The sequence below is a fragment of the Janthinobacterium sp. SUN026 genome (assembly GCF_030397625.1).
GTDB lineage: Bacteria > Pseudomonadota > Gammaproteobacteria > Burkholderiales > Burkholderiaceae_D > Janthinobacterium > Janthinobacterium kumbetense.
On the sequence record NZ_JAPQNU010000001.1, the window covers coordinates 1,193,318 to 1,212,770 of the forward strand.

At 66.1% G+C, this 19,453-nt stretch carries 13 protein-coding genes; 4 read left to right on the forward strand and 9 right to left on the reverse strand.

Annotation, left to right across the window (positions count from 1 at the left end; translation table 11 throughout):
* The first annotated feature begins 19 nt into the window (after nucleotides 1-19).
* Nucleotides 20-6,574: a putative Ig domain-containing protein gene (locus OX459_RS05410; protein WP_289904123.1), complete on the forward strand. Its 6,555-nt coding sequence runs from the start codon at nucleotides 20-22 to the stop codon at nucleotides 6,572-6,574.
* A gap of 66 nt (nucleotides 6,575-6,640) precedes the next feature.
* On the opposite strand, the gene OX459_RS05415 is transcribed toward OX459_RS05410, so the two are convergent.
* The 9 genes from OX459_RS05415 to OX459_RS05455 all read right to left on the reverse strand — a co-directional run bounded on the left by OX459_RS05415 (nucleotide 6,641) and on the right by OX459_RS05455 (nucleotide 16,297).
* Nucleotides 6,641-7,669, reverse strand: a complete 1,029-nt coding sequence (locus tag OX459_RS05415; RefSeq protein WP_289904124.1) for an acyl-CoA dehydrogenase — start codon at nucleotides 7,667-7,669, stop codon at nucleotides 6,641-6,643.
* Nucleotides 7,670-7,828: 159 nt separating this feature from the next.
* On the reverse strand, nucleotides 7,829-8,455 hold the full coding sequence (locus tag OX459_RS05420) for a hypothetical protein (protein WP_289904127.1): 627 nt from the start codon (nucleotides 8,453-8,455) through the stop codon (nucleotides 7,829-7,831).
* Nucleotides 8,456-8,682: 227 nt separating this feature from the next.
* A complete protein-coding gene (locus OX459_RS05425; RefSeq protein ID WP_289904128.1) occupies nucleotides 8,683-9,522 on the reverse strand; it encodes a hypothetical protein in 840 nt (279 codons plus the stop codon).
* 184 nt (nucleotides 9,523-9,706) lie between these two features.
* The gene (locus OX459_RS05430) at nucleotides 9,707-11,785 is read right to left on the reverse strand and encodes a methyl-accepting chemotaxis protein (RefSeq protein ID WP_251350476.1); all 2,079 of its coding nucleotides are present in this window, start codon (nucleotides 11,783-11,785) and stop codon (nucleotides 9,707-9,709) included.
* Nucleotides 11,786-11,842: 57 nt separating this feature from the next.
* Nucleotides 11,843-12,637, reverse strand: coding sequence for a TorF family putative porin (locus OX459_RS05435; protein WP_289904129.1), 795 nt, complete (start codon nucleotides 12,635-12,637; stop codon nucleotides 11,843-11,845).
* A gap of 240 nt (nucleotides 12,638-12,877) precedes the next feature.
* Nucleotides 12,878-13,291: a hypothetical protein gene (locus OX459_RS05440; RefSeq protein ID WP_099380849.1), complete on the reverse strand. Its 414-nt coding sequence runs from the start codon at nucleotides 13,289-13,291 to the stop codon at nucleotides 12,878-12,880.
* Between the two features lie 65 nt (nucleotides 13,292-13,356).
* Nucleotides 13,357-14,376: a WYL domain-containing protein gene (locus tag OX459_RS05445; protein ID WP_289904130.1), complete on the reverse strand. Its 1,020-nt coding sequence runs from the start codon at nucleotides 14,374-14,376 to the stop codon at nucleotides 13,357-13,359.
* Between the two features lie 81 nt (nucleotides 14,377-14,457).
* The gene (locus tag OX459_RS05450) at nucleotides 14,458-15,477 is read right to left on the reverse strand and encodes a GGDEF domain-containing protein (RefSeq protein ID WP_289904131.1); all 1,020 of its coding nucleotides are present in this window, start codon (nucleotides 15,475-15,477) and stop codon (nucleotides 14,458-14,460) included.
* A 109-nt stretch (nucleotides 15,478-15,586) separates the two neighbouring features.
* Nucleotides 15,587-16,297 (reverse strand): FadR/GntR family transcriptional regulator, encoded by a 711-nt coding sequence (locus OX459_RS05455; protein WP_289904132.1) that lies wholly within the window; start codon nucleotides 16,295-16,297, stop codon nucleotides 15,587-15,589.
* Between the two features lie 140 nt (nucleotides 16,298-16,437).
* Here OX459_RS05455 and OX459_RS05460 point away from each other — a divergent pair, with 140 nt between their 5' ends.
* The 3 genes from OX459_RS05460 to OX459_RS05470 are packed head-to-tail and all read left to right on the forward strand — an operon-like array spanning nucleotide 16,438 to nucleotide 19,390.
* Nucleotides 16,438-17,235 (forward strand): (Fe-S)-binding protein, encoded by a 798-nt coding sequence (locus tag OX459_RS05460; RefSeq protein ID WP_289904133.1) that lies wholly within the window; start codon nucleotides 16,438-16,440, stop codon nucleotides 17,233-17,235.
* The gene (locus OX459_RS05465) at nucleotides 17,232-17,948 is read left to right on the forward strand and encodes an LUD domain-containing protein (protein WP_289904134.1); all 717 of its coding nucleotides are present in this window, start codon (nucleotides 17,232-17,234) and stop codon (nucleotides 17,946-17,948) included. The genes OX459_RS05460 and OX459_RS05465 overlap by 4 nt, the downstream gene beginning before the upstream one ends.
* Nucleotides 17,945-19,390: a LutB/LldF family L-lactate oxidation iron-sulfur protein gene (locus OX459_RS05470; RefSeq protein WP_289904135.1), complete on the forward strand. Its 1,446-nt coding sequence runs from the start codon at nucleotides 17,945-17,947 to the stop codon at nucleotides 19,388-19,390. The genes OX459_RS05465 and OX459_RS05470 overlap by 4 nt, the downstream gene beginning before the upstream one ends.
* Nucleotides 19,391-19,453: the final 63 nt, after the last annotated feature.

A 19,453-nucleotide genomic window follows, 5' to 3' on the forward strand; every position in this document is an offset into this window, starting at 1 on the left:
GCCGATACATGGCAACATCATGCAGGATCCAGTCAGTACGAATATCGTGCACTATGTTAATAGAGCGAGCGACAACGCCACCTTTGATACCTTTACTGTCGGTGACGATGCTCTGAACCCCATCGTTTATAACGTCACGATACTGCCCACTACGCCAGTTGCCGGCGCCGCCAGCGCTACAGTGGCCTACGGCAGCAGCGCCACATCGATCCCCCTGAACCTGACCGGCGCGGCAGCGACATCGGTGGCGGTGGCTTCCGCCGCCGCGCATGGCACGGCGACGGCCAGCGGCACCAGCATCACCTACACGCCGACGGCAGGCTATGGCGGACCGGACAGCTTCACTTATACGGCCACCAACGGCAGCGGCACCTCGGCGCCGGCCACCGTGACGATCACAGTGGCCGGCCCCACCATCACGATTGCGCCTAGCACCGTGCCGGCAGCCACCGTGGGCGCGGCCTACAGCCAGAGCGTGACCGCCTCGAACGGCTTCGCGCCATACGGGTACGCGATCAGCGCCGGCACCTTGCCGGCCGGCCTGACCTTGAATGCCTCGACTGGGTTGCTGTCGGGCACGCCGACGGCCGGCGGCACCTTCAACTTCACCGTGCGCGCCACCGACAGTTCGACGGGCACTGGCCCGTATTCCGGCGCGCGCGCCTACTCGATGACGGTCAATGCGCCGACGATCAGCATTGCGCCGACGGTCATGCCGGCCATGACGGCCGGCGTCGCCTACAGCCAGTCCATCAGCGCCGCCGGCGGCACGGCCCCGTATACCTATGCCATCACGGGCGGCAGCGTGCCGACGGGCCTGAGCCTGGCGGCGAACGGCACCCTGTCGGGCACGCCGACGGCGGCGGGGCCATTCAACTTTACCGTCACGGCCACGGACAGCAGCACGGGCACGGGTGCTCCTTACACGGGTTCGCGCGCCTATTCCGTCACCGTGGCGGCCGGTGCGCCCGTTGCTGGCAATGTCAGCGCTCCGGTGGCCTTCGGCAGCGGCCCGACTGCGATCACGCTGAATCTGAGTGGCGGTGCGGCGACGTCGGTGGCGGTGGCGTCTGCCGCCAGCCATGGCACGGCGACGGCCATCGGCACCAGCATCACCTACACGCCGACGGCTGGCTACGGCGGGCCGGACAGTTTCACTTACACGGCCACCAACGGCATCGGCACTTCGACTGCCGCCACCGTGACGATCACGGTCGGCGGCCCCACCATCACGATTTTGCCAAGCACCGTGCCGGCAGCCACCGTGGGCGCGGCCTACAGCCAGAGCGTGACCGCCTCGAACGGCTTCGCGCCGTACGGGTACGCGATCAGCTCCGGCACCTTGCCGGCCGGCCTGACCTTGAATGCCTCGACTGGCTTGCTGTCGGGCACGCCGACGGCGGGTGGCAACTTCAACTTCACTGTGCGCGCCACCGACAGTTCGACGGGCAGCGGCCCGTATTCCGGTGCACGCGCCTACGCGATGACGGTCAATGCGCCAACGATCAACATCATGCCGACGGTCATGCCGGCGATGACGGCCGGCGTCGCCTACAGCCAGTCCATCAGCGCCGCTGGCGGCACGGCCCCGTATACCTATGCCTTCACGGGCGGCAGCGTGCCGACGGGCCTGAGCCTGGCGGCGGACGGCACCCTGTCGGGCACGCCGACGGCGGCGGGGCCATTCAACTTTACCGTCACGGCCACGGACAGCAGCACGGGCACGGGTGCTCCTTACACGGGTTCGCGCGCCTATTCCGTCACCGTGGCGGCCGGTGCGCCCGTTGCTGGCAATGTCAGCGCCACGGTGGCCTTCGGCAGCGGCCCGACTGCGATCACGCTGAATCTGAGTGGCGGTGCAGCGACGTCGGTGGCGGTGGCGTCTGCCGCCAGCCATGGCACGGCGACGGCCATCGGCACCAGCATCACCTACACGCCGACGGCCGGCTACGGCGGGCCGGACACCTTTACCTACACCGCGACCAATGGCGTCGGCACCTCGGCATCTGCCACCGTGACGATCACGGTCAGCGCGCCCACCGTGACGATTACGCCAGCCACCGTGCCGGCAGCCACCGTGGGCGCGGCCTACAGCCAGAGTGTGACCGCCGCGAACGGCTTCGCGCCGTACGGGTACGCGATCAGCTCCGGCACCTTGCCGGCCGGCCTGACCTTGAATGCCTCGACTGGCTTGCTGTCGGGCACGCCGACGGCGGGTGGCAACTTCAACTTCACCGTGCGCGCCACCGACAGTTCGACGGGCACTGGCCCGTATGTGGCAGCGCTGGCCTACACGATGACGGTGTCTGCGCCAACGATCGTTGTCACGCCGACGGTCATGCCGGCGATGACGGCTGGCGTCGCCTACAGCCAGAGCCTTGCCGCCAGCGGCGGCACGGCCACATATGGCTATACCATCACGGGCGGCAGCGTGCCGACGGGCCTGAGCCTGGCGGCGGACGGCACCCTGTCGGGCACGCCGACGGCAGCGGGGGCATTCAACTTTACCGTCACGGCTACCGACAGCAGTACGGGCACGGGTGCTCCATACACGGGGTCGCGTGCCTACTCCGTCACGGTGGCGATCGCTCCCCCCATCGCCAGTGCCGTCAGCGCCACGTTGGCCTTCGGCAGCGGCCCGACTGCGATCCCCCTGAACCTGAGCGGCGGTGCGGCGACGTCGGTGGCGGTGGCCTCCGCCGCCGCGCACGGCACGGCGACGGCCAGCGGCACCAGCATCAGCTATACGCCGACGGCCGGCTATGCGGGTCTTGACAGCTTTACCTATACGGCCACGAATGGCAGCGGCACGTCGGCGCTTGCCACCGTGACGATCACCGTTGGCGTGCCCAGCGTCAGCCTGACGCCGGCCACGCTGGCCAATCCAACGGCGGAAGCAGCCTACTCTGCAACGCTGACGGCCGCAGGCGGCACAGCGCCGTATACCTATAGCGTCAGCAGCGGCAGCCTGCCTGCCGGCTTGAGCCTGAATACGGCTACCGGTGTATTGTCCGGCACGACCAACCTGGCAGGTAGCTTTACGTTCAGCCTCAAGGCCACGGACAGCAGCACGGGAGCGAGCGCACCGTTCGGTGCGACCAACAGCTATACCGTGACCATCGCCGCACCGGTGATCGCGGTGGCGCCAGGTACGCTGCCGGCAGCGGCAGCGGCCACCGTGTACAGCCAGCAATTGACGGCCAGCGGCGGCGTCGGTCCCTATGCCTATACGGTATCGAGCGGTAGCTTGCCAGCCGGAATTACCCTGAATAGCAACGGTTTGCTCAGTGGTACGCCAACGGCGGCGGGCAGCTTCACGTTCACCGTGCAAGCAGCCGATGCGCACCTGTTTACCGGCACGCAAAGCTATACCTTGGTCATCTCCTCGGCGGCGGTCAGCCTGACGCCTGCCACCTTGCCCAATCCGACGGCGGAAGCGGCCTACACTGCAACGCTGACGGCAGCGGGCGGCACGGCACCGTATACTTATAGTGTCAGCAGCGGCAGCTTGCCAGTCGGCCTGAGCCTGAATGCGGCCACCGGCGTGCTGTCCGGCACGACGAACGTGTCCGGCAGCTTCACCTTCAGTCTGCGCGCCAGCGACAGCAGCACGGGGACGGGCGCGCCGTTTAGCGCAAGCAACAGCTATACCGTGAACGTTGCTTCGCCGACGATTTCTGTGACGCCAAACACCTTGCCGGCGGCAAGCGTCGCCACTGCATACAGCCAGCAGTTGTCGGCCAGCGGTGGTGTCGGTCCTTACGCCTACACGGTGTCGAGCGGCAGCCTGCCAGCCGGCCTCACCCTGAACAGCAACGGCTTGCTCAGTGGTACGCCGACGGCGGGCGGCAGCTTTAGCTTGACCGTGCAAGCGGCCGATGCACATTTGTTTACCGGAACGCGTAACTATACCCTGGTGGTCTCTTCTGCCACGGTCAGCCTGACGCCGGTCAGCCTGCCCAATCCAACGGCGGAAGCGTCGTACAGCTCAACACTGACTGCGGCGGGAGGCACGGCGCCGTACACATTTAGTGTCAGCAGCGGCAGCCTGCCTGCCGGCTTGAGCCTGAATACGGCCACGGGCGTGGTGTCCGGCACGACGAACGTGGCGGGCAGCTTCACCTTCAGCGTACGCGCCAGCGACAGCAGCACGGGGACGGGCGCGCCATTCAGCGCGACCAACAGCTATACCGTGACCGTGGCGGCACCGACCATGAACCTGACCCCGGGCAGTCTGGCGGCGATACGCGCCGGTGACGCCTACAGCCAGCAGTTCACTGCAGTCGGCGGCGTCGCGCCGTACGCGTATTCGGTGAGCAGCGGGGCCTTGCCTGCGGGCCTGGTGCTCGATGCCGCCAGTGGCGTGCTGAGCGGCACCCCGACCGCGTTCGGCAGCTTCAGTTTCACGGTGCAAGCGAAGGATGCGCACCAGTTCACGGTGCAGCAAGCGCTGAGCCTGCAGGTGAACCAGGCGCCGCCACCTGTGGTCAATGAAACTGGGGCCACTTCGGCCAACCAGGAAGTGAGCCTGACCATCGATGCAGCCGACGGCAGCCCCATCACGGCAGTCACCATCGTCACGCCGCCTCTCCATGGGCGGGTCGATATCGTTTCGTCGGCGCGCATGGCGGGAATGGCACGCAGCTTCGCCGCCGCGGCGGCTCCTGCTGTTACCCGCTTCATCGTCACCTATACGCCGAACAAGGATTACTTTGGACCCGATAGCTTCAGCTATACGCTGACAGGTGCCGGCGGTGTATCGGCACCGGCCACATTCAGCCTGACGGTGGCGCCGCAGCCGGTGCCGGTGCCCGTCGCCAAGACGGCGACGGTATTGGCCGGCACGCCGGTGACCCTGCAGGTGACGCAGGGCGCCACCGGCGGCCCGTTCACGGCGGTGGCCATCACCACGCAGCCGGCCAGCGGCACGGCAGTCGTCAATGGCATGGACATCGTCTACACGCCAGGCATCAACACCAGCGGCGACATCAGCATCGGCTACACCGTGTCGAACGTGTTCGGCACCTCGGCGCCGGTGAAAGCGACCATCAGCGTCAATCCGATGCCGCAGGTGGTCAGCCAGAGCGCCACGGTGGTGGCGGGCCTGACGGTGACGGTCGACCTGACGGCGGGCGCCACGGGTGGCCCGTTCACGGCGGCCAATGTGCTGAGCGTGGCGCCGGCCGAGGCGGGCAAGGTGGTGGTGCGCGACGTGGGCACGGCCGGCAAGCCGTCGTACCAGCTGAGCTTTGCAGCTTCGGGCAAGTTTGCCGGCGCGGCAGTCGTCAGCTACACCCTGAGCAATGCCTTTGCCACTTCGAAGCCGGGCGTGGTCAACGTGACCGTGACGGCGCGGCGCGATCCGTCGCTTGATCCGGAAGTGATCGGCTTGCAAGCGGCGCAAGCCGATGCGGCGCGGCGCTTCGCCACGGCGCAGCTGTCGAACTTCACGCAGCGCCTGGAAAGCCTGCATGGCGATGGCTGGGGACGGTCGAACTTTGGCCTGAGCCTGACGCCGCCGAACGACAGCGGCAATCCGACGGCGGCGCTGGCGCGCTGGCAAGAGCAGGAAGCGGACCGCGTGTTCGGCACGGCCGTGAAACCGTTCATGCGCAAGGCGTCCCTGCGCCAGCCCGATGCCGGTTTCAGCAGCGATAAGGCGGTGGGAGGCACGGATGTCAGCCAGGCAACGAATGGCTTGCCGGACATGCCGCAGAAGCCGGACACGCAGAAGCAGGCGCTGTCGCTGTGGCTCGGTGGCGCCGTGGACTTCGGCCAGCACTATGTGAATGGCCGCGACACGGGCTTCCGCTTCCGCACGAATGGCGTGAGCGTGGGTGGCGATTACCGCTTGAGCGACCTGGCGACCCTGGGCGTGGGTGCCGGTTTCAGCCATGACCGCAGCGATGTGGGCCAGAACGGCAGCCGCAGCACGGCCGACAGCGCCGTGGCGGCCGTGTATGGCAGCCTGCGTCCGAGCAAGGGCGTCTTCCTTGACGGCGTGCTCGGCTACGGTACCCTGCAATACGACGCCTCGCGCTACTTGACTGATGGCAGCGGTTTCGCCACGGGCGAACGCGACGGCAAGCAAGTGTTCGGCGCGTTGGTGGGCGGTATCGAGATGCGTCAGGAAACCTGGATGTGGTCGCCGTATGGCCGCGTGGAACTGATGTCGGCCAAGCTCGATCCGTACACGGAGAAGGCGGCGGGCATCAACGCCCTGAGCTACTTCAAGCAGACGGTGCGTTCGCGCATCGGCGCGCTGGGCGTGCGGGCCGAGGGTATCTATGTCGGTGGTCTGGGCACGTGGTTCCCGCGTGCGCGGCTCGAGTACCGCCACCAGTTCCAGGGCGCCGATGATGCGCGCCTGGCGTATGCCGACCTGGTGGCTGACGGTCCCGTGTACGTGATCCGCACGGTGCCGCAGCAGACAGGCAACTGGACGGCGGGCCTGGGCGTCAAGCTGCTGCTGTCGAACGGCATGACCATCACGCTGGACTACAACAGCAATCTGAACATCGATAGCGGACGTACCCAGTCGGTGATGTTCGGTATCGCCATGCCGCTCAAGTAATCAATCAGCCTTCAGGCTAGTCCTGATCGCCGGCCCGGAGTCCATCCGGTCCGGCGATTTTTTTTGTCACAGCGACCAAGGATGGTCTTCTGCGCCGGCGACGATGCCGCCCAGCACGGCCTGGTCGCGCTCCGCGTGGCTCTGGCGCAGGAACACGGGCAGGTCGGCAGCCAGGCGGGCGAAACGGGCATCGCGGCACAGGGGGCCTGCGCCCAGCGCCCGCGTGGCCAGGTGCAAGATCAGGGTGGCGGCGTCTTCCGTTGCCAGGCGCAGGCGCAGGGCCAGTCCCATGGCGTCGCGTTGCGGGTGCTGGTCGATTTCGGCGGCGCCTTCGCGCAGCAGGGCGCCGGTGGCGCGCAAGACGCAATCGATTTGTCCCAGCTGCGCCAGGCGGACGGGGTCGGGGGCGGCGTGTTGCGCGCGCGCATGCAGGTGGCTGGCGACGGCGCAGGCCGCGCCATACCAGGCGGCCGCGCTGCCCGCGCTGCCATGCCAGAAGCCGGGCCGCTGCAGATAGGCGCCCGGCGCGCCCACGGGAAAGGCGCGCGCGGCAGAAAAAGTCACGTCGACGCTGGCGCAGGCATGCATGCCGACGGCTTGCCAGCCTTCGTCCGTGACGTGCACGCCGGGCTGCGACAGGGTCACCGAGGCCAGGCAAGCCTGGCCAGCGTCGTTCCAGCAGCTGACCAAAGCATGGCTGAGGCCCTTCGCCCCGGCACACCAGGCCTTGCGTCCGTCGAGTACATGGCGGCCCTCGGCCGTCTGCCGCAAGCGGACGCGCGCGCCCGGCAGATCCGCGCACCAGACGCCCCAGCTGCTGCCGGCCGGCACGCCGGAGCCGCCGATTTCCGCCAGGATGGCGAGCGCATCGGTATGGCCTTCATACAGCTTGAGCAGGGAGAGGTCGACGGCGGCGATGGCGGCCAGCATTTGCCAGCGCTGCAGGGTGGCGCCGTGGCCGGGCAGGGGCAGCTGGTCCAGTCCCGCGTCGCGCAAGCGCCGCAAGCCTTCGATGGGGTGGAAAGCGCTGTCCTGAGGCTGCAGCAGGGCGTCCAGTGCAGCGTGGGAGGGCAGGGGAAAGGCATGGTGTGACATGGCAAGCTCCTGTTTTTCTACAGGATAGCTTTTTATTTTTGCAATGTCTGTTTGATTTTACACAGACTCCCGTTCACGCTTGCGAGTCCATGAAGCGGCGGGCGAGAAGATGCGCCGTGGCAACTGCAGGGCCGGGCGGCCCCACAGCTGATCACGCGCTTATTTTTTCACGTAATGCACGTCCAGGACATACACGCCCTTTTTCGGGTCCAGCACCACCGAGTACAGGTCGTTGCCGTGCAAGGACAGGCCGCCGGGGACGCTCAGCGCCGCCTGCATGCCTTCATCCCACATGCAAGATTCGCCATTGTCCACCTTGACGCACCATTGCTGTTTGCCATCGCGCAATACATATTGCACGGTGGCGCCGCTGCGCTGGAAGGTATAGGCCGGCACCGACGAGGTGACCTTGTCGACGCGCAAGTTCGTTGCCGCGGCGTTTTCCGCCAGCTTGATCAGCATGTCGGCTGTACCGTCCGGCTTACCGGTGATTTTCGCGCTCATACCGTCCGTCGCGACCACGGGGCCGGTGCAATCGGCCTTGAAGTAGGTTTCGCCGGTCGGCGTCAGTTCCAGCGAACCGCTGCCGTCGCTCTTGAGCGCGATGACGAGCACTTGACGGTCGTGATCGTCGCACGCCGATTGCCACGTGCCGAGATATGCGGCCAGTGGCGAGGTGGAACCGGAATCGCCGGCAAGCTGCTGCGCCGAACCGCCGCCACCGCCGCCGCAGCCGGTCAGGAGTGCCGCGGCCGAGCCGACCAATACTGCCAATAATTTTTTCATTCAGAGTCCTTTTTATCCGGCAGCGGTGCGTGCCGTCAACGCGGCCTGATTATAGGATTATTAATAGGAAGGAATTCTCACCGAATCTATCGCTGACTTGATTTGGATCATGTCGCGGCAATGCGCTGAAATGGTTTGCGGGAATGAAGGGAGGATGTGGTGTAACTGGTGCGCATTGCGCCGCTCACGCGACGCAATGGCTGATTATTGGCTGATTACTGACTGATTTATTGTTTTACATAGTGCATATCGAGCACATAAGCACCGTCTTTCTGCATCACGGTAAACAATTCGTTACCGCGCAAATAAAAGCCGCCGTTGCCACTTACTGCCTGTTGTATGCCGGTATCCGGGATGTCCGTGGTGTCGCCACTGCCATCAGTGATGCGCCAACGGGGTTTGCCATCGACCATTACCGTGGTGACGGCCGGGCCCGTAATCTGGATGGTGTGGGCTGGCAGCGACGATACGACCTTGTCGATGCGGATGTCCGTGGCAGGGCTGTCCGCCGTCAGTTTGAGCTGGATATTGCCTGCGCCATCCGGCGTCGCGGTAATCTTTTCACTCGTGGTTTCCGTAAATTGCACGGGGCCGCTGCAATCGGCAGTGCTGAAGGTTTCATCGTAGGTCGATATTTCCAGGGCGCCGCTGCCATCGTTCTTGAGGGCGACGACGAGGCGCTGGCGGAAAGAGTCGTTACACGCGGGTGTCCAGGTGCCAACATAGGCGGCCAGTGCGGGAGGAGGCGGAGGTGCGACCACCACTGGCGGGGGCGCTACCACCACTGGCGGGACCGCTACGTCTGCATTGCCGTTAGCACTACCATTAGCGCTACTGTTTCCGCCACCACCGCAACCAGTCAATACCACTGTGCCCGATACCATTAATAAAGCCAATACTTTTTTCATCCGTGATTCCTGTAAATCTTCAACCGGCTGGAAGCGTGCCGGATACGCGGCGATATTATAAAGTACATGCGTATCTTGTTTTTCTGAAATCTGTAATTGGCCGCAATGCCTGCATTGAAAATGGTCATCGGATAAATTCCGGCAGGAGCGGTTGACCATTTTCCTGGTGCTGACGTGGCGGGAAATAAAGGAAGGTAATCTCAGGTGCGGCCATTCAATGGCGTCGAGGAGAAACAGGCGGGTGCCGCGCCGAATCCGGCGCGAGGCAGGTATTGATATGGCCGTTTATGAAATTCGTGCCGGCGCCTGAATCTGGCGCCGGCCGCAGCCGGAAATGGCCGGCTTAAAACTCTTCCCAGTCATCGCCTGCCGGCGCCTTGGCCGGCGCATGCTGTGCCGCTTGCGGCTTGGCAACACTCAGGCGTTTGGCTGGCGCGGCTGTCTTGGGCGTCACGGCGCGCGGCGCGGCTGGCGCTGCAGCCGGCGTTGCCTGCCGCGCCTGCTCGCCCAGCTTGAACACGCTGACCACCTCGGCCAGATGGCTGGCCTGGTCTTGCAGGCTTTCGGCGGCCGCTGCCGCTTCCTCGACGAGGGCCGCGTTTTGCTGCGTCACGCCATCCATCTGCGCCAGCGCCTGGTTGACCTGGGCGATGCCGTCGCTTTGCTCGGTGGTGGCGACGCTGATGTCGGCCATGATGGCGGTGACCTTGCGCACGCTGTCGACCACCTGCTCCATGGTGGCGCCTGCTTCATCGACGAGCTTGCTTCCGGCGGCCACCTTGCCCACGGAATCGTCGATCAGCAGCTTGATTTCCTTGGCCGCCGCTGCGGAGCGCTGCGCCAGGTTGCGCACTTCCGTGGCGACGACGGCGAAACCGCGGCCCTGTTCGCCCGCGCGCGCCGCTTCCACGGCCGCGTTCAGCGCCAGGATATTCGTCTGGAAGGCGATGCCGTCGATGACGCTGATGATGTCGACGATCTTGTTTGACGAGTCATTGATCGACGTCATGGTTTCTATGACTTTGCCGACCACTTCGCCGCTCTTCTGTGCCACACTCGATGCGGAAGCAGCCAGTTGATTCGCCTGGCGCGCATGGTCGGCATTTTCCTTGACGGTACCCGTCAGTTCTTCCACGGAGGCGGCCGTCTCTTCCAGCGAGCTGGCTTGCTGTTCCGTGCGGGCCGACAGGTCGTTATTGCCTTGCGCAATTTCCGCGCTGGCGCGCGCCACGTTGTCGGCACTGGCTTGCACTTGCAGCAGCACGGCGTGGATCTTTTCGACGAAGGCGTTGAAACCCTTGCCGATGACGGCCAGCTCGTCGGTGCCCTTGACTTCCAGCTTGACGCGCAGGTCGGCGTCGCCGCTGGACAGGTCCGTCATGGTGCGGCCCAGGGTGCGCAGGGGGCGCGTCAGCTGGTTGACGACGAGAATCAAAATGCCGGCCGTGGCTGCCGCGCACAGCAGGGCGACGATCAGCGTGTAGACCATCAGGTCGCGCGCCGAGGCGGTGGCCACGCTTTTCGGGAAATTCAGTTCCACGCTCCATGGCGCGATGTCGGGGTGGATCTGCAGCGGTTGCAGCAAGTGGATGTAGCCCTTGTCGTCCTCGTATTCATACGCCTGGCCCTGGCGCACCTTTTCCAGGCCGGCGGCCGGCACGTCGTCCGCTTTCTTGCCCAGTCGTGCAGGCTCGGGGTGGCTGGCGTACAGGCCGCCGTTCGAGATCAGGGCCAGCTTGCCGCCCTCGATCACTTTCAGGTCGGCGAGGATTTTCGCCAGGCGCGTGAGCATGAAGTCGGCGCTGGCCGTACCCTTGAAGCTGCCGTCGATCATGATGGGCGCCACCAGCGAAGCCATCAGCACATCCTTGCCGTCGACGGGATAGATATACGGTTCCGTAAAGTAGGTCTTGCCGGTGCGCTTGGGCACGTCGTACCAGTCGTTGGCGCCCGCTTTCGGGTCGAAGACGATGGGTTCGACTTGCAGCTTGCCGCCGGCGCCCCGTGTCCAGTAGGGCATGAAGCGGCCGCTGGCGTCGTAGTTCGGTTTCTGGTTGGCAAACTCCGCATCCTTGCCGTCGAGCGCATTCGGCTCCCACGTCACGGCCGAGCCCAGCAAGTCTTCCGAGCTGGTCAACGTCGCCTTGGTCAGTTCATTGATCTGGTCGCGCTGCAGGGGCAAATTCGCGCCCTTGGTGCCGCGCATGGCGCCGGCCAGGCTGGAAACGCTCGACAGGTTGCTGGCGATGCGCGCCTGCAGCGCACCGGCCACTTCGCGTGCCGACGTGCGCGCCAGTTCCAAAGCAGCCGCCTCGGCGCTGGCGCTGCTCTTGTAGCCGATCACGGCCGCCGTGACGCCAAGGCTGAGGATGGCGAGCGCTGTGGCGGCGACGCAGATTTTACTGTTCAGTGATAGTTGCATGAGGCTGTTCCTTGATGGGGAGGGGTATCGGTGTCTCGGGCGTCGCGGGTAGCGCGCCTAGAAAGTCTTGCTGACGGCCAGCACGAAGGTGGCCGCGGCCGGGTTCGAGGTGTCGAACTGGCCGGCCGCATTCGGGATGCCCAGCGTGTAATGGTCGTAGGCGTCGGTGGCGCCCCAGGCGCGCGTCACGGCGCCACTCAGGCTCCAGCCGCCGTCGAAGGCCCGCGTGACGCCCACCTTGGCATCGCGCCAGTTCCACATGGCATTGCCCGTGCCCGCCACGCGGCCATTGCCGGCGTGCAGGTTCAAGGTCCAGGCATTGCCCAGGTCGACATTCGCGCCCACGTCCAGGTAGCCCGTGCCGCGCGCATGCGTGATGCCGAAGAAGTCCCGCGTGACGGTATGGTTGTATTTGGCGTACAGCATGCGGTAGGTCAGGCCCAGCGACAGTTCGCCATAGTCGTACCTGACGCCTGTGGCGCGGTACACGGCGCCCGGATACTTGTAGTAATACGCGAGCACGCTGTAGCCCAGCTCGCCCGCCGTGCCGCCGTAGCCACCGTACAGGTCCCATTCGACGCTTGCATCCTGGATATAGCGGTCGCTGACGGTGGAAGCCCAGGTGCCCAGCGACCAGCCGCTCGGGTGCGCGTAATCGACGCCCGCCTGCAGGGCCGGCTTGCCCCAGGTCTGGCTGAAGCCGCGCGAAATGTATTGCGAAGTGAGGCTGGCATTGGCGCTGAAGGTGGCGCCAGTGCTGTCCGTGGTCTGGGCTTGCACGGGCAGGGCGGCCGCCAGCAGGAAGGCGCAGCCCAGCAAGGATGATCCGGGGAAACGGTGGTGCGATGGCATGGCAGTCAGCTCCGTATTTGCCGGCAGCGGCCGTCCAGGCGCGTTGCCCTGATGGTTGCAATAAAAATGCGGAATGGACTTTTGTGAAGGCAAGGCGAGGCCGTTTGCATGTTCGTCTGAACATGCACACATTCTCACCAAACGTAACTGAAAGGATAGGGGCTAGGGCTAGTGGAAGTCAATAAAGTTGCGCTACGGAAATCGTAAGTTGTTGTTTCCTGGCACTTTTTCATGCTCCTGTCACATTTCCGGCCTGCCCCGGCTGGCGGCCTGTTGCAAGCCGGCCAGCAAGCCTGGCAGGGCCGCATGCAAGGCTTGCAGGCTGTCGGCGTCCAGCCCGGCCTGCATTTCCACCCGGCCCGAGGGCTGGCCCCAGACGACCTGTGCGCTGAGCCGGGCGCCGGCGTCGAGTCCCGTGACGCTGACCAGCAGCGCGACTTCTTCCGGCGCATCCTCGGGCACGTCCGCGAGCAGGCAGGAAATGCCGAAATGATAATCCTGGAAGGCGCTGGCCGTGCCGCTGGAAAAGGCGAAGACGGAAGCGAGCACCTGCGGCGCGGCGGCCGCCAGTGACGGCAGGGCGGCGCGAAACAGGGGCAGCAAGTCGTTTTCCAGCTGCTGTACCAGCGGATGAGTGTGGCTAAGGACGGTCATGGGCGGACGAAAGGAGTGGCGGCGCGCGCGATGGTAGCAGTTTTCGCCGCCGCCGGGGGGCATCGTCAGGCGGCGTAGCGGCTGGCCATGCTGGCGATGGTGCTTTTCATCTGTTCGCGCAGCGCGGCGGGCGCCAGCACTTCCACGCCATCGCCCAGGCCCAGCAGCCACCATTGCAGTTCGCGCGTGCTGGGCACGGTGGCGGTCAGGTGCAGCGTACCGTCGGCGCGTTCCTGCAATTGCTGGTCCGCGCTCAGCGGCGTCTCGTACAGGTGCTCGCCGCTGCGGCGGGCAAACACGGCTTCAAGCTGCAACGGTTCGCCCTCGCGGATGCCCATGGCGCCGGAGGCGATATACGCATCGATGTCGAAGCCGGGCTGCGCGCGCGCGGCAAGGAAGAGCATTTCCGCTTGTTGCACGCGGTGCAGGACCAGGGTGCGCACGTCGTGGTAGTCGGCGAACAGGCAGACCAGGTAGAGCAACTGGCCCCGCTGCACGATGGCCAGCGGATGGACGGCGTCATAGCTGACGAGGTTGTCATTGTCGCGCTTCTTGTAGCTCAGCTTGAGCTGGCGGTTCTGCATCAGCGCTTCATACACGGTGCGCTGGCAAGCTTCGTCGATGTCGGGCGCCAGCAGCCGCTGCATGGGGGCGATGACGCGTATCTTGCTCAGCCAGGCGGACGCGTTGGCACGCTCGCTGGCCGCGTTCAGGGTCTGGCGTGCCGCGCTGAAATATGGCTGCATGCTGTCCAGGGTGGACGGCGGCAACGCATGGCGCATGTGCTGTTCCATCAGGGCCAGGGTCAGCGCGGCAGGCGTCGACAGGCCAGGCATGTCCATGCGCGCCGCATTTTCCATCCAGCACCAGCCAAACGGCTTGCTGTCGGCTGGATTGGTCAGCGGGAAAATCTCGGCCAGGTCCAGCAAGTCGCGCTGGATCGTGCGCACCCCGATGGCGAAATCGATGGCCTTGAGCTTGTCGTGCAATTGGGCCACGGTGATGGTGCGTGGCGCCTGCGGTATCAGGCGCAGCATTTGCCATTGGCGCATGATGGTGGAAGGGCGGGACGCGGGTGCAGACATGATGATTCCGTTCTATTCAGTGGCAGGATGTGTACTGACAAGTACACAAGTTAACGAATGGTAACATTGATTCGATGGCAATTACAGGGTATCCAGCCTGGCTGCCCTGACGCAATTGCGCCCCGCGTGCTTGGCCTGGTACAGCAGGCGGTCGGCAGCGGCGACCAGGGCGGCGGCGCCGGGCACCCGGCTGCCGGGCGCACACGCGAGGGAGGCGACACCGAAGCTGGCCGTCGTGCCGATGTGCTGCGCCAGGCCGTCGCGCAGGCGTTCGGCCAGGCGCACGCCGCCAGCCAGGTCTGTTTCGGGCAGGATCAGCAGGAACTCCTCGCCGCCGTGGCGTACCACGCTGTCGATGCCGCGGCGCGTGGCGTTGCCGAGCAGGCCGGCAAAGGAGCGCAGCACGGCATCGCCTGCGGCGTGGCCGTGGGCGTCGTTGATGCGCTTGAAGTGGTCGAGATCGCACAGGATGGCCGTCAGGCACAGGCCATGGCGTTGTGAACGCGCCAGTTCGGCGCCCAGCAAGTGCTCGTCGAGGTAGCGGCGGTTGTAGCAGCCGGTCAGGTGGTCGCGCACGGCTTGTTCCGCGAGGACGGCGTGTTGCAGGGCGTGCGCGCGGTGCTGGCGCTGCTGGCCATGGCCGGCGCAGAGGCCGGTCAGGTTGAGCAGCAGCAAGGTGGCGGCGTTGCCGGCCTGAAAGTCATCCTGCAGGCCCAGCCAGACCAGGCTCGCCGCAATGGCCAGGCCGGCGCCGCCCAGCAGTTGCCGCGTGATGCCCGCATAGGGTGCGGCGAGCAGGATGCAAAAGGCGGTCGCATGCCAATCGGCGTCGGCCTCGCGCAAGGCATAGCAGAGCAGGAACACGAGCAGGTCCAGCGCCAGCAGCGCGGTGCCGGCGGCGGCGCGGCCAGGCTGTGCGGCATGTGCGCGCACGGCCCGCAGCAGCATGGCCAGGATGAGCAGGCAGCACGCCAGGGCCAGCGGCCAGCCGGCGGGCGGCAGCAGCGCGGCGGCAAAGGCGGCGCTGGCGCCGGCATGCAGCGCCAGCAAGGGAAGCGGCGCCGGCTTGCGGATATCGTCAATTGCGTGATGCAAATGCATGGAAACCTGTCGGATAGCGAATCGGGACCCCATTCTTGCCCGGCCCTGCGACAAGCCACGACGCGTTGCCCCACCATATTGCATATCAGATTGGTCCTACCAGTGACCCTTATTCGTCGCTGGTGACGCGCGTGCGCACGAAATCGATGTGGCCTTGCATGGCCGTGCGCGCCTCTTCGGGCTGGCTGGCGCAGATGGCCTCGCACAGTGTGCGGTGCTGCGACAGCAGTTGCAGCGAAGTGGCCTCGTCCTGCTGGCGCAAGCCCGTGCCATTGATGGTGATGTGTTCGCGCAGCATGCCGATGATACTGGTGTGCAAGTGCAGGAACATGGTGTTGTGCGACGCTTGCGCGATGACTTCATGCAGGCGCGCATCGGCCTGCGCCTCGCCGTGCTTGTCGTCGCTGGCGCGCGCCTGTTCCAGTTCGGCCAGCAGGGCCATGATCTGCGCGCGTTCGTCCCCGCTGGCCCGCTGCGCCGCAAAGTAGGCCGTCGCCCCTTCCAGCACGCGGCGAAATTCCAGGATGTCGTCGCGCAGGGCGGGGTGGTCGGCCACCAGCTGGCTCCACGGCGACGCCATGCCCGTGCGCAGCTGATCCGTCACGAACACGCCGGCGCCGCGCCGGCTGCGCACCAGGCCCCGCGCCGCCAGCCGCTGCACCGCTTCGCGCACGGTGTTGCGCGAGACTGCATATTGCTGCGCCAGCAGGCGCTCGGCCGGCAACTGCGCGCCCGCCGGCAAGCTGCCGTCCAGCAGGGCGGTTTCCAGCCGGCGCATCACCATCTCGACCCTGCCCCGCGTTTGCATGCCTGTCGCCATCGATGTCTTCCGGTGTTGTTTTAAAGTGGTCCGAGCAATTTGAAGTGGCTTGCGGAAGCTGGAATTATGCGTGAACCAGTCATTCTTAACAACACACAGCGGCGCCGCAGCAACACACAGAGCGCCGGGGAGACACACTCATGCAGCCAGATCCGCGCCAGCCACGCCGCTATCCACCCGCACCGCTCCAGGTGTACCTGTTCGCCACCTGCCTGGTCGACCTGTTCGTGCCGCAGGCGGGGCTCGACGCGGTGCGCCTGCTGGAGCGGGAAGGCTTGCTGGTGCATTATCCGCGCGGCCAGAGCTGCTGCGGCCAGCCCGCCTACAGCAGCGGCAACCCGGAACAGGCGCGCGCCGTGGCCCGCGCCCAGCTCGACCTGTTCGCGCAGCCCTGGCCCGTGATCGTGCCGTCCGGCTCCTGCGCCGGCATGATGCGCCACCACTGGCCGCAGTTGTTCCGGGACGACCCCGTCGCCGGCCCCAGGGCGGCAGAACTTGCCGAACGCGTGTATGAACTGAGCGAATTTCTCGTCTGCGTGCTGCAACTCGACCTGGAGGGCCTGGCCCTGGCTGGCCCGCGGCAGGCGCAGGAAAGCGTGGTGCTGCACACCTCGTGCGGCGCGCGCCGCGAAATGGGCACGCGGGTGCACGGCGTGGCCCTGGTCGACGCCTTGCCCGGCGTGACGCGCATCGAACACCAGCGCGAATCGGAATGCTGCGGCTTCGGCGGCACGTTTTCACTGAAGCACCCGGACATTTCCGGCGCCATGGTCAGCGACAAGATCGCCTCGGCCTGCGCCACGGGCTGCGACCGGCTCGTCTCGGCCGACTGCGGCTGCCTGCTCAATATCGGCCACGCCGCGCAGCACCAGGGCGCGCCGCTGCCCGTCGAACACCTGGCCAGCTTTTTGTGGCGCCGCACGGGAGGCGAAGCATGAGCGCCGCCTTGAGCGCCCGCGAACGCATGCTGGGACGCTTGCGCGCCGCCGCGCCGTCCGCGCCCGAGGCGGTGGACGTCATCGATACGGCCATCGACCAGCACTACCTGGCGCGCCGCGCACAAGCGCCGCTGTCGCCACGGGGCCGGATCGCCGCCCTGCAGGCAGCCCTGCGCGTCGCGCATGCGGAAGTCGATTGCGTGCGCGGCGACGCCTGGCCCGCCCTGCTGGCGCAGCGCCTCGGTGCGCATGGCGTGCGCCGCCTGCTGATGGATGCCGATAGCAGGGAGGGACTGGCCTTGCGGGCCGCCTTGCCGGACGGCGTCGAGGTGCTCTCTTTCGAGCGTCCGCTGGCGCAGTGGAAGGGCGAGTTGTTCGACACCGTCGACGCGGGTTTTACTGTCGCCCGTTCCGGCATCGCCGCCACGGGCACGCTGGTCATCGCGCCCGACGCGGCCACGCCGCGCACGGTGTCGCTGGCGCCGCCGCTGCACATTTGCCTCGTGTATGCGAGCACCCTGCATGCGGACTTGCATGCGGCGGCGCGCGCCGAGCGCTGGGCGGACGGCATGCCATCGAACCTGGTGCTGGTGTCGGGTCCCTCGAAAACGTCCGACATCCAGCAAACCCTCGCCTATGGCGCGCATGGCCCGCGCTGGCTGTGGGTGCTGATCGTCGATGACTTGCCAGCCCGTGAAGGAGGCCAGCCATGAACGCCAAGCCACTGCAATTCGTCAAACCGGCGGACTTCCATGCGCGCGCCCGCGCCGCGCTGGACGACCCGAAGCTGCGCCAGAGCTTTCGCGGCGCCATGGATTTTTTGCAGGACAAGCGCACGGCGCAGTTCCCCGACGGCGACGAGCTGGAACGCCTGCGCGACCTTGGCGAAGCTGTGCGCCGGCACGCGCTGGCGCGCCTGCCCGATTTGCTGGTGCAGTTGGAAGACAGGCTGACGGCGGCCGGCGTGCAGGTGCACTGGGCCGAGGATGGCGAGCAGGCCAATGCCATCATCCACGCCATCGCGCAAAAGGCCAAGGCGACGCGCTTCATCAAGGGCAAGTCGATGGCCAGCGAGGAAATCGAGCTCAATCACTATCTGGAAGCGCGCGGCATGACCTGCCTGGAGTCGGACATGGGCGAGTACATCGTGCAGCTGGCCGGCGAAAAACCGTCGCACATCGTCATGCCTGCGATTCACAAGACCAAGGCCGATATCGCCGGCCTGTTCGCCGAGCACATTCCCGACGCGGCCTACACGGAAGACGTCGACAGCCTGATCCAGACGGGGCGGCGCGCGCTGCGCCAGGCTTTCGTCGAGGCCGATATCGGCTTGTCGGGCGTGAACTTCGCGGCGGCCGACACGGGCACCCTGTGGCTGGTGGAAAACGAGGGTAATGGCCGGCTGACGACGTCCGTGCCGGACGTGCACATCGCCATCATGGGCATGGAAAAGGTGGTGGCCAAGCTCGAACATATCGTCCCGCTGGCGAGCTTGCTGACGCGCTCGGCCACGGGGCAGGCCATCACCACGTATTTCAACCTGATTTCCGGCCCGCGCCGCGCCGGTGAACAGGATGGGCCGCGCGAAGTGCACCTGGTCTTGCTCGACAACGGCCGCAGCCAGGCCTACGCCGACGAGCAGCTGCGCGCCACCCTGCAATGCATACGCTGCGGCGCCTGCATGAATCATTGCCCCGTCTACACGCGCATCGGCGGCCACGCCTACGGCACCACGTATCCGGGGCCGATCGGCAAGATCATCTCGCCCCACTTGCTGGGACTGGCTGCGACGGCCGACCTGGCCACCGCGTCGAGCCTGTGCGGCGCCTGCGGCGAAGTGTGCCCCGTGCGCATCCCGATTCCGCAACTGCTGGTGCGGCTGCGCACGGAGGCGAACCGCAATCCGAACGAGGAAGTCAGCCATCCGCTGCGCGGCCAGGGGGCCAAGTTCAGCCGCGGCGAAAGCCTGGTCTGGCGTTTCTGGAGCGGCGCCTTCGCGCGCCCATTCAGTTATCGCCTCTTCCGCTGGGCCGCCACGCGGCTGCGCGCACTGACGCCGGGCAAGCAGCTGGGCTGGACGCAGCACCGCAAGCCGTTGACGCCGGCGCCGCGCAGCCTGGCCGACCTGCTCAATGCGCGCGGGCAGGAAGAGTAACCCGGCCCGGCAGCACCGAAGCACCGCAAAAAACACGCTACACACAATTACATCAAAAGCCGT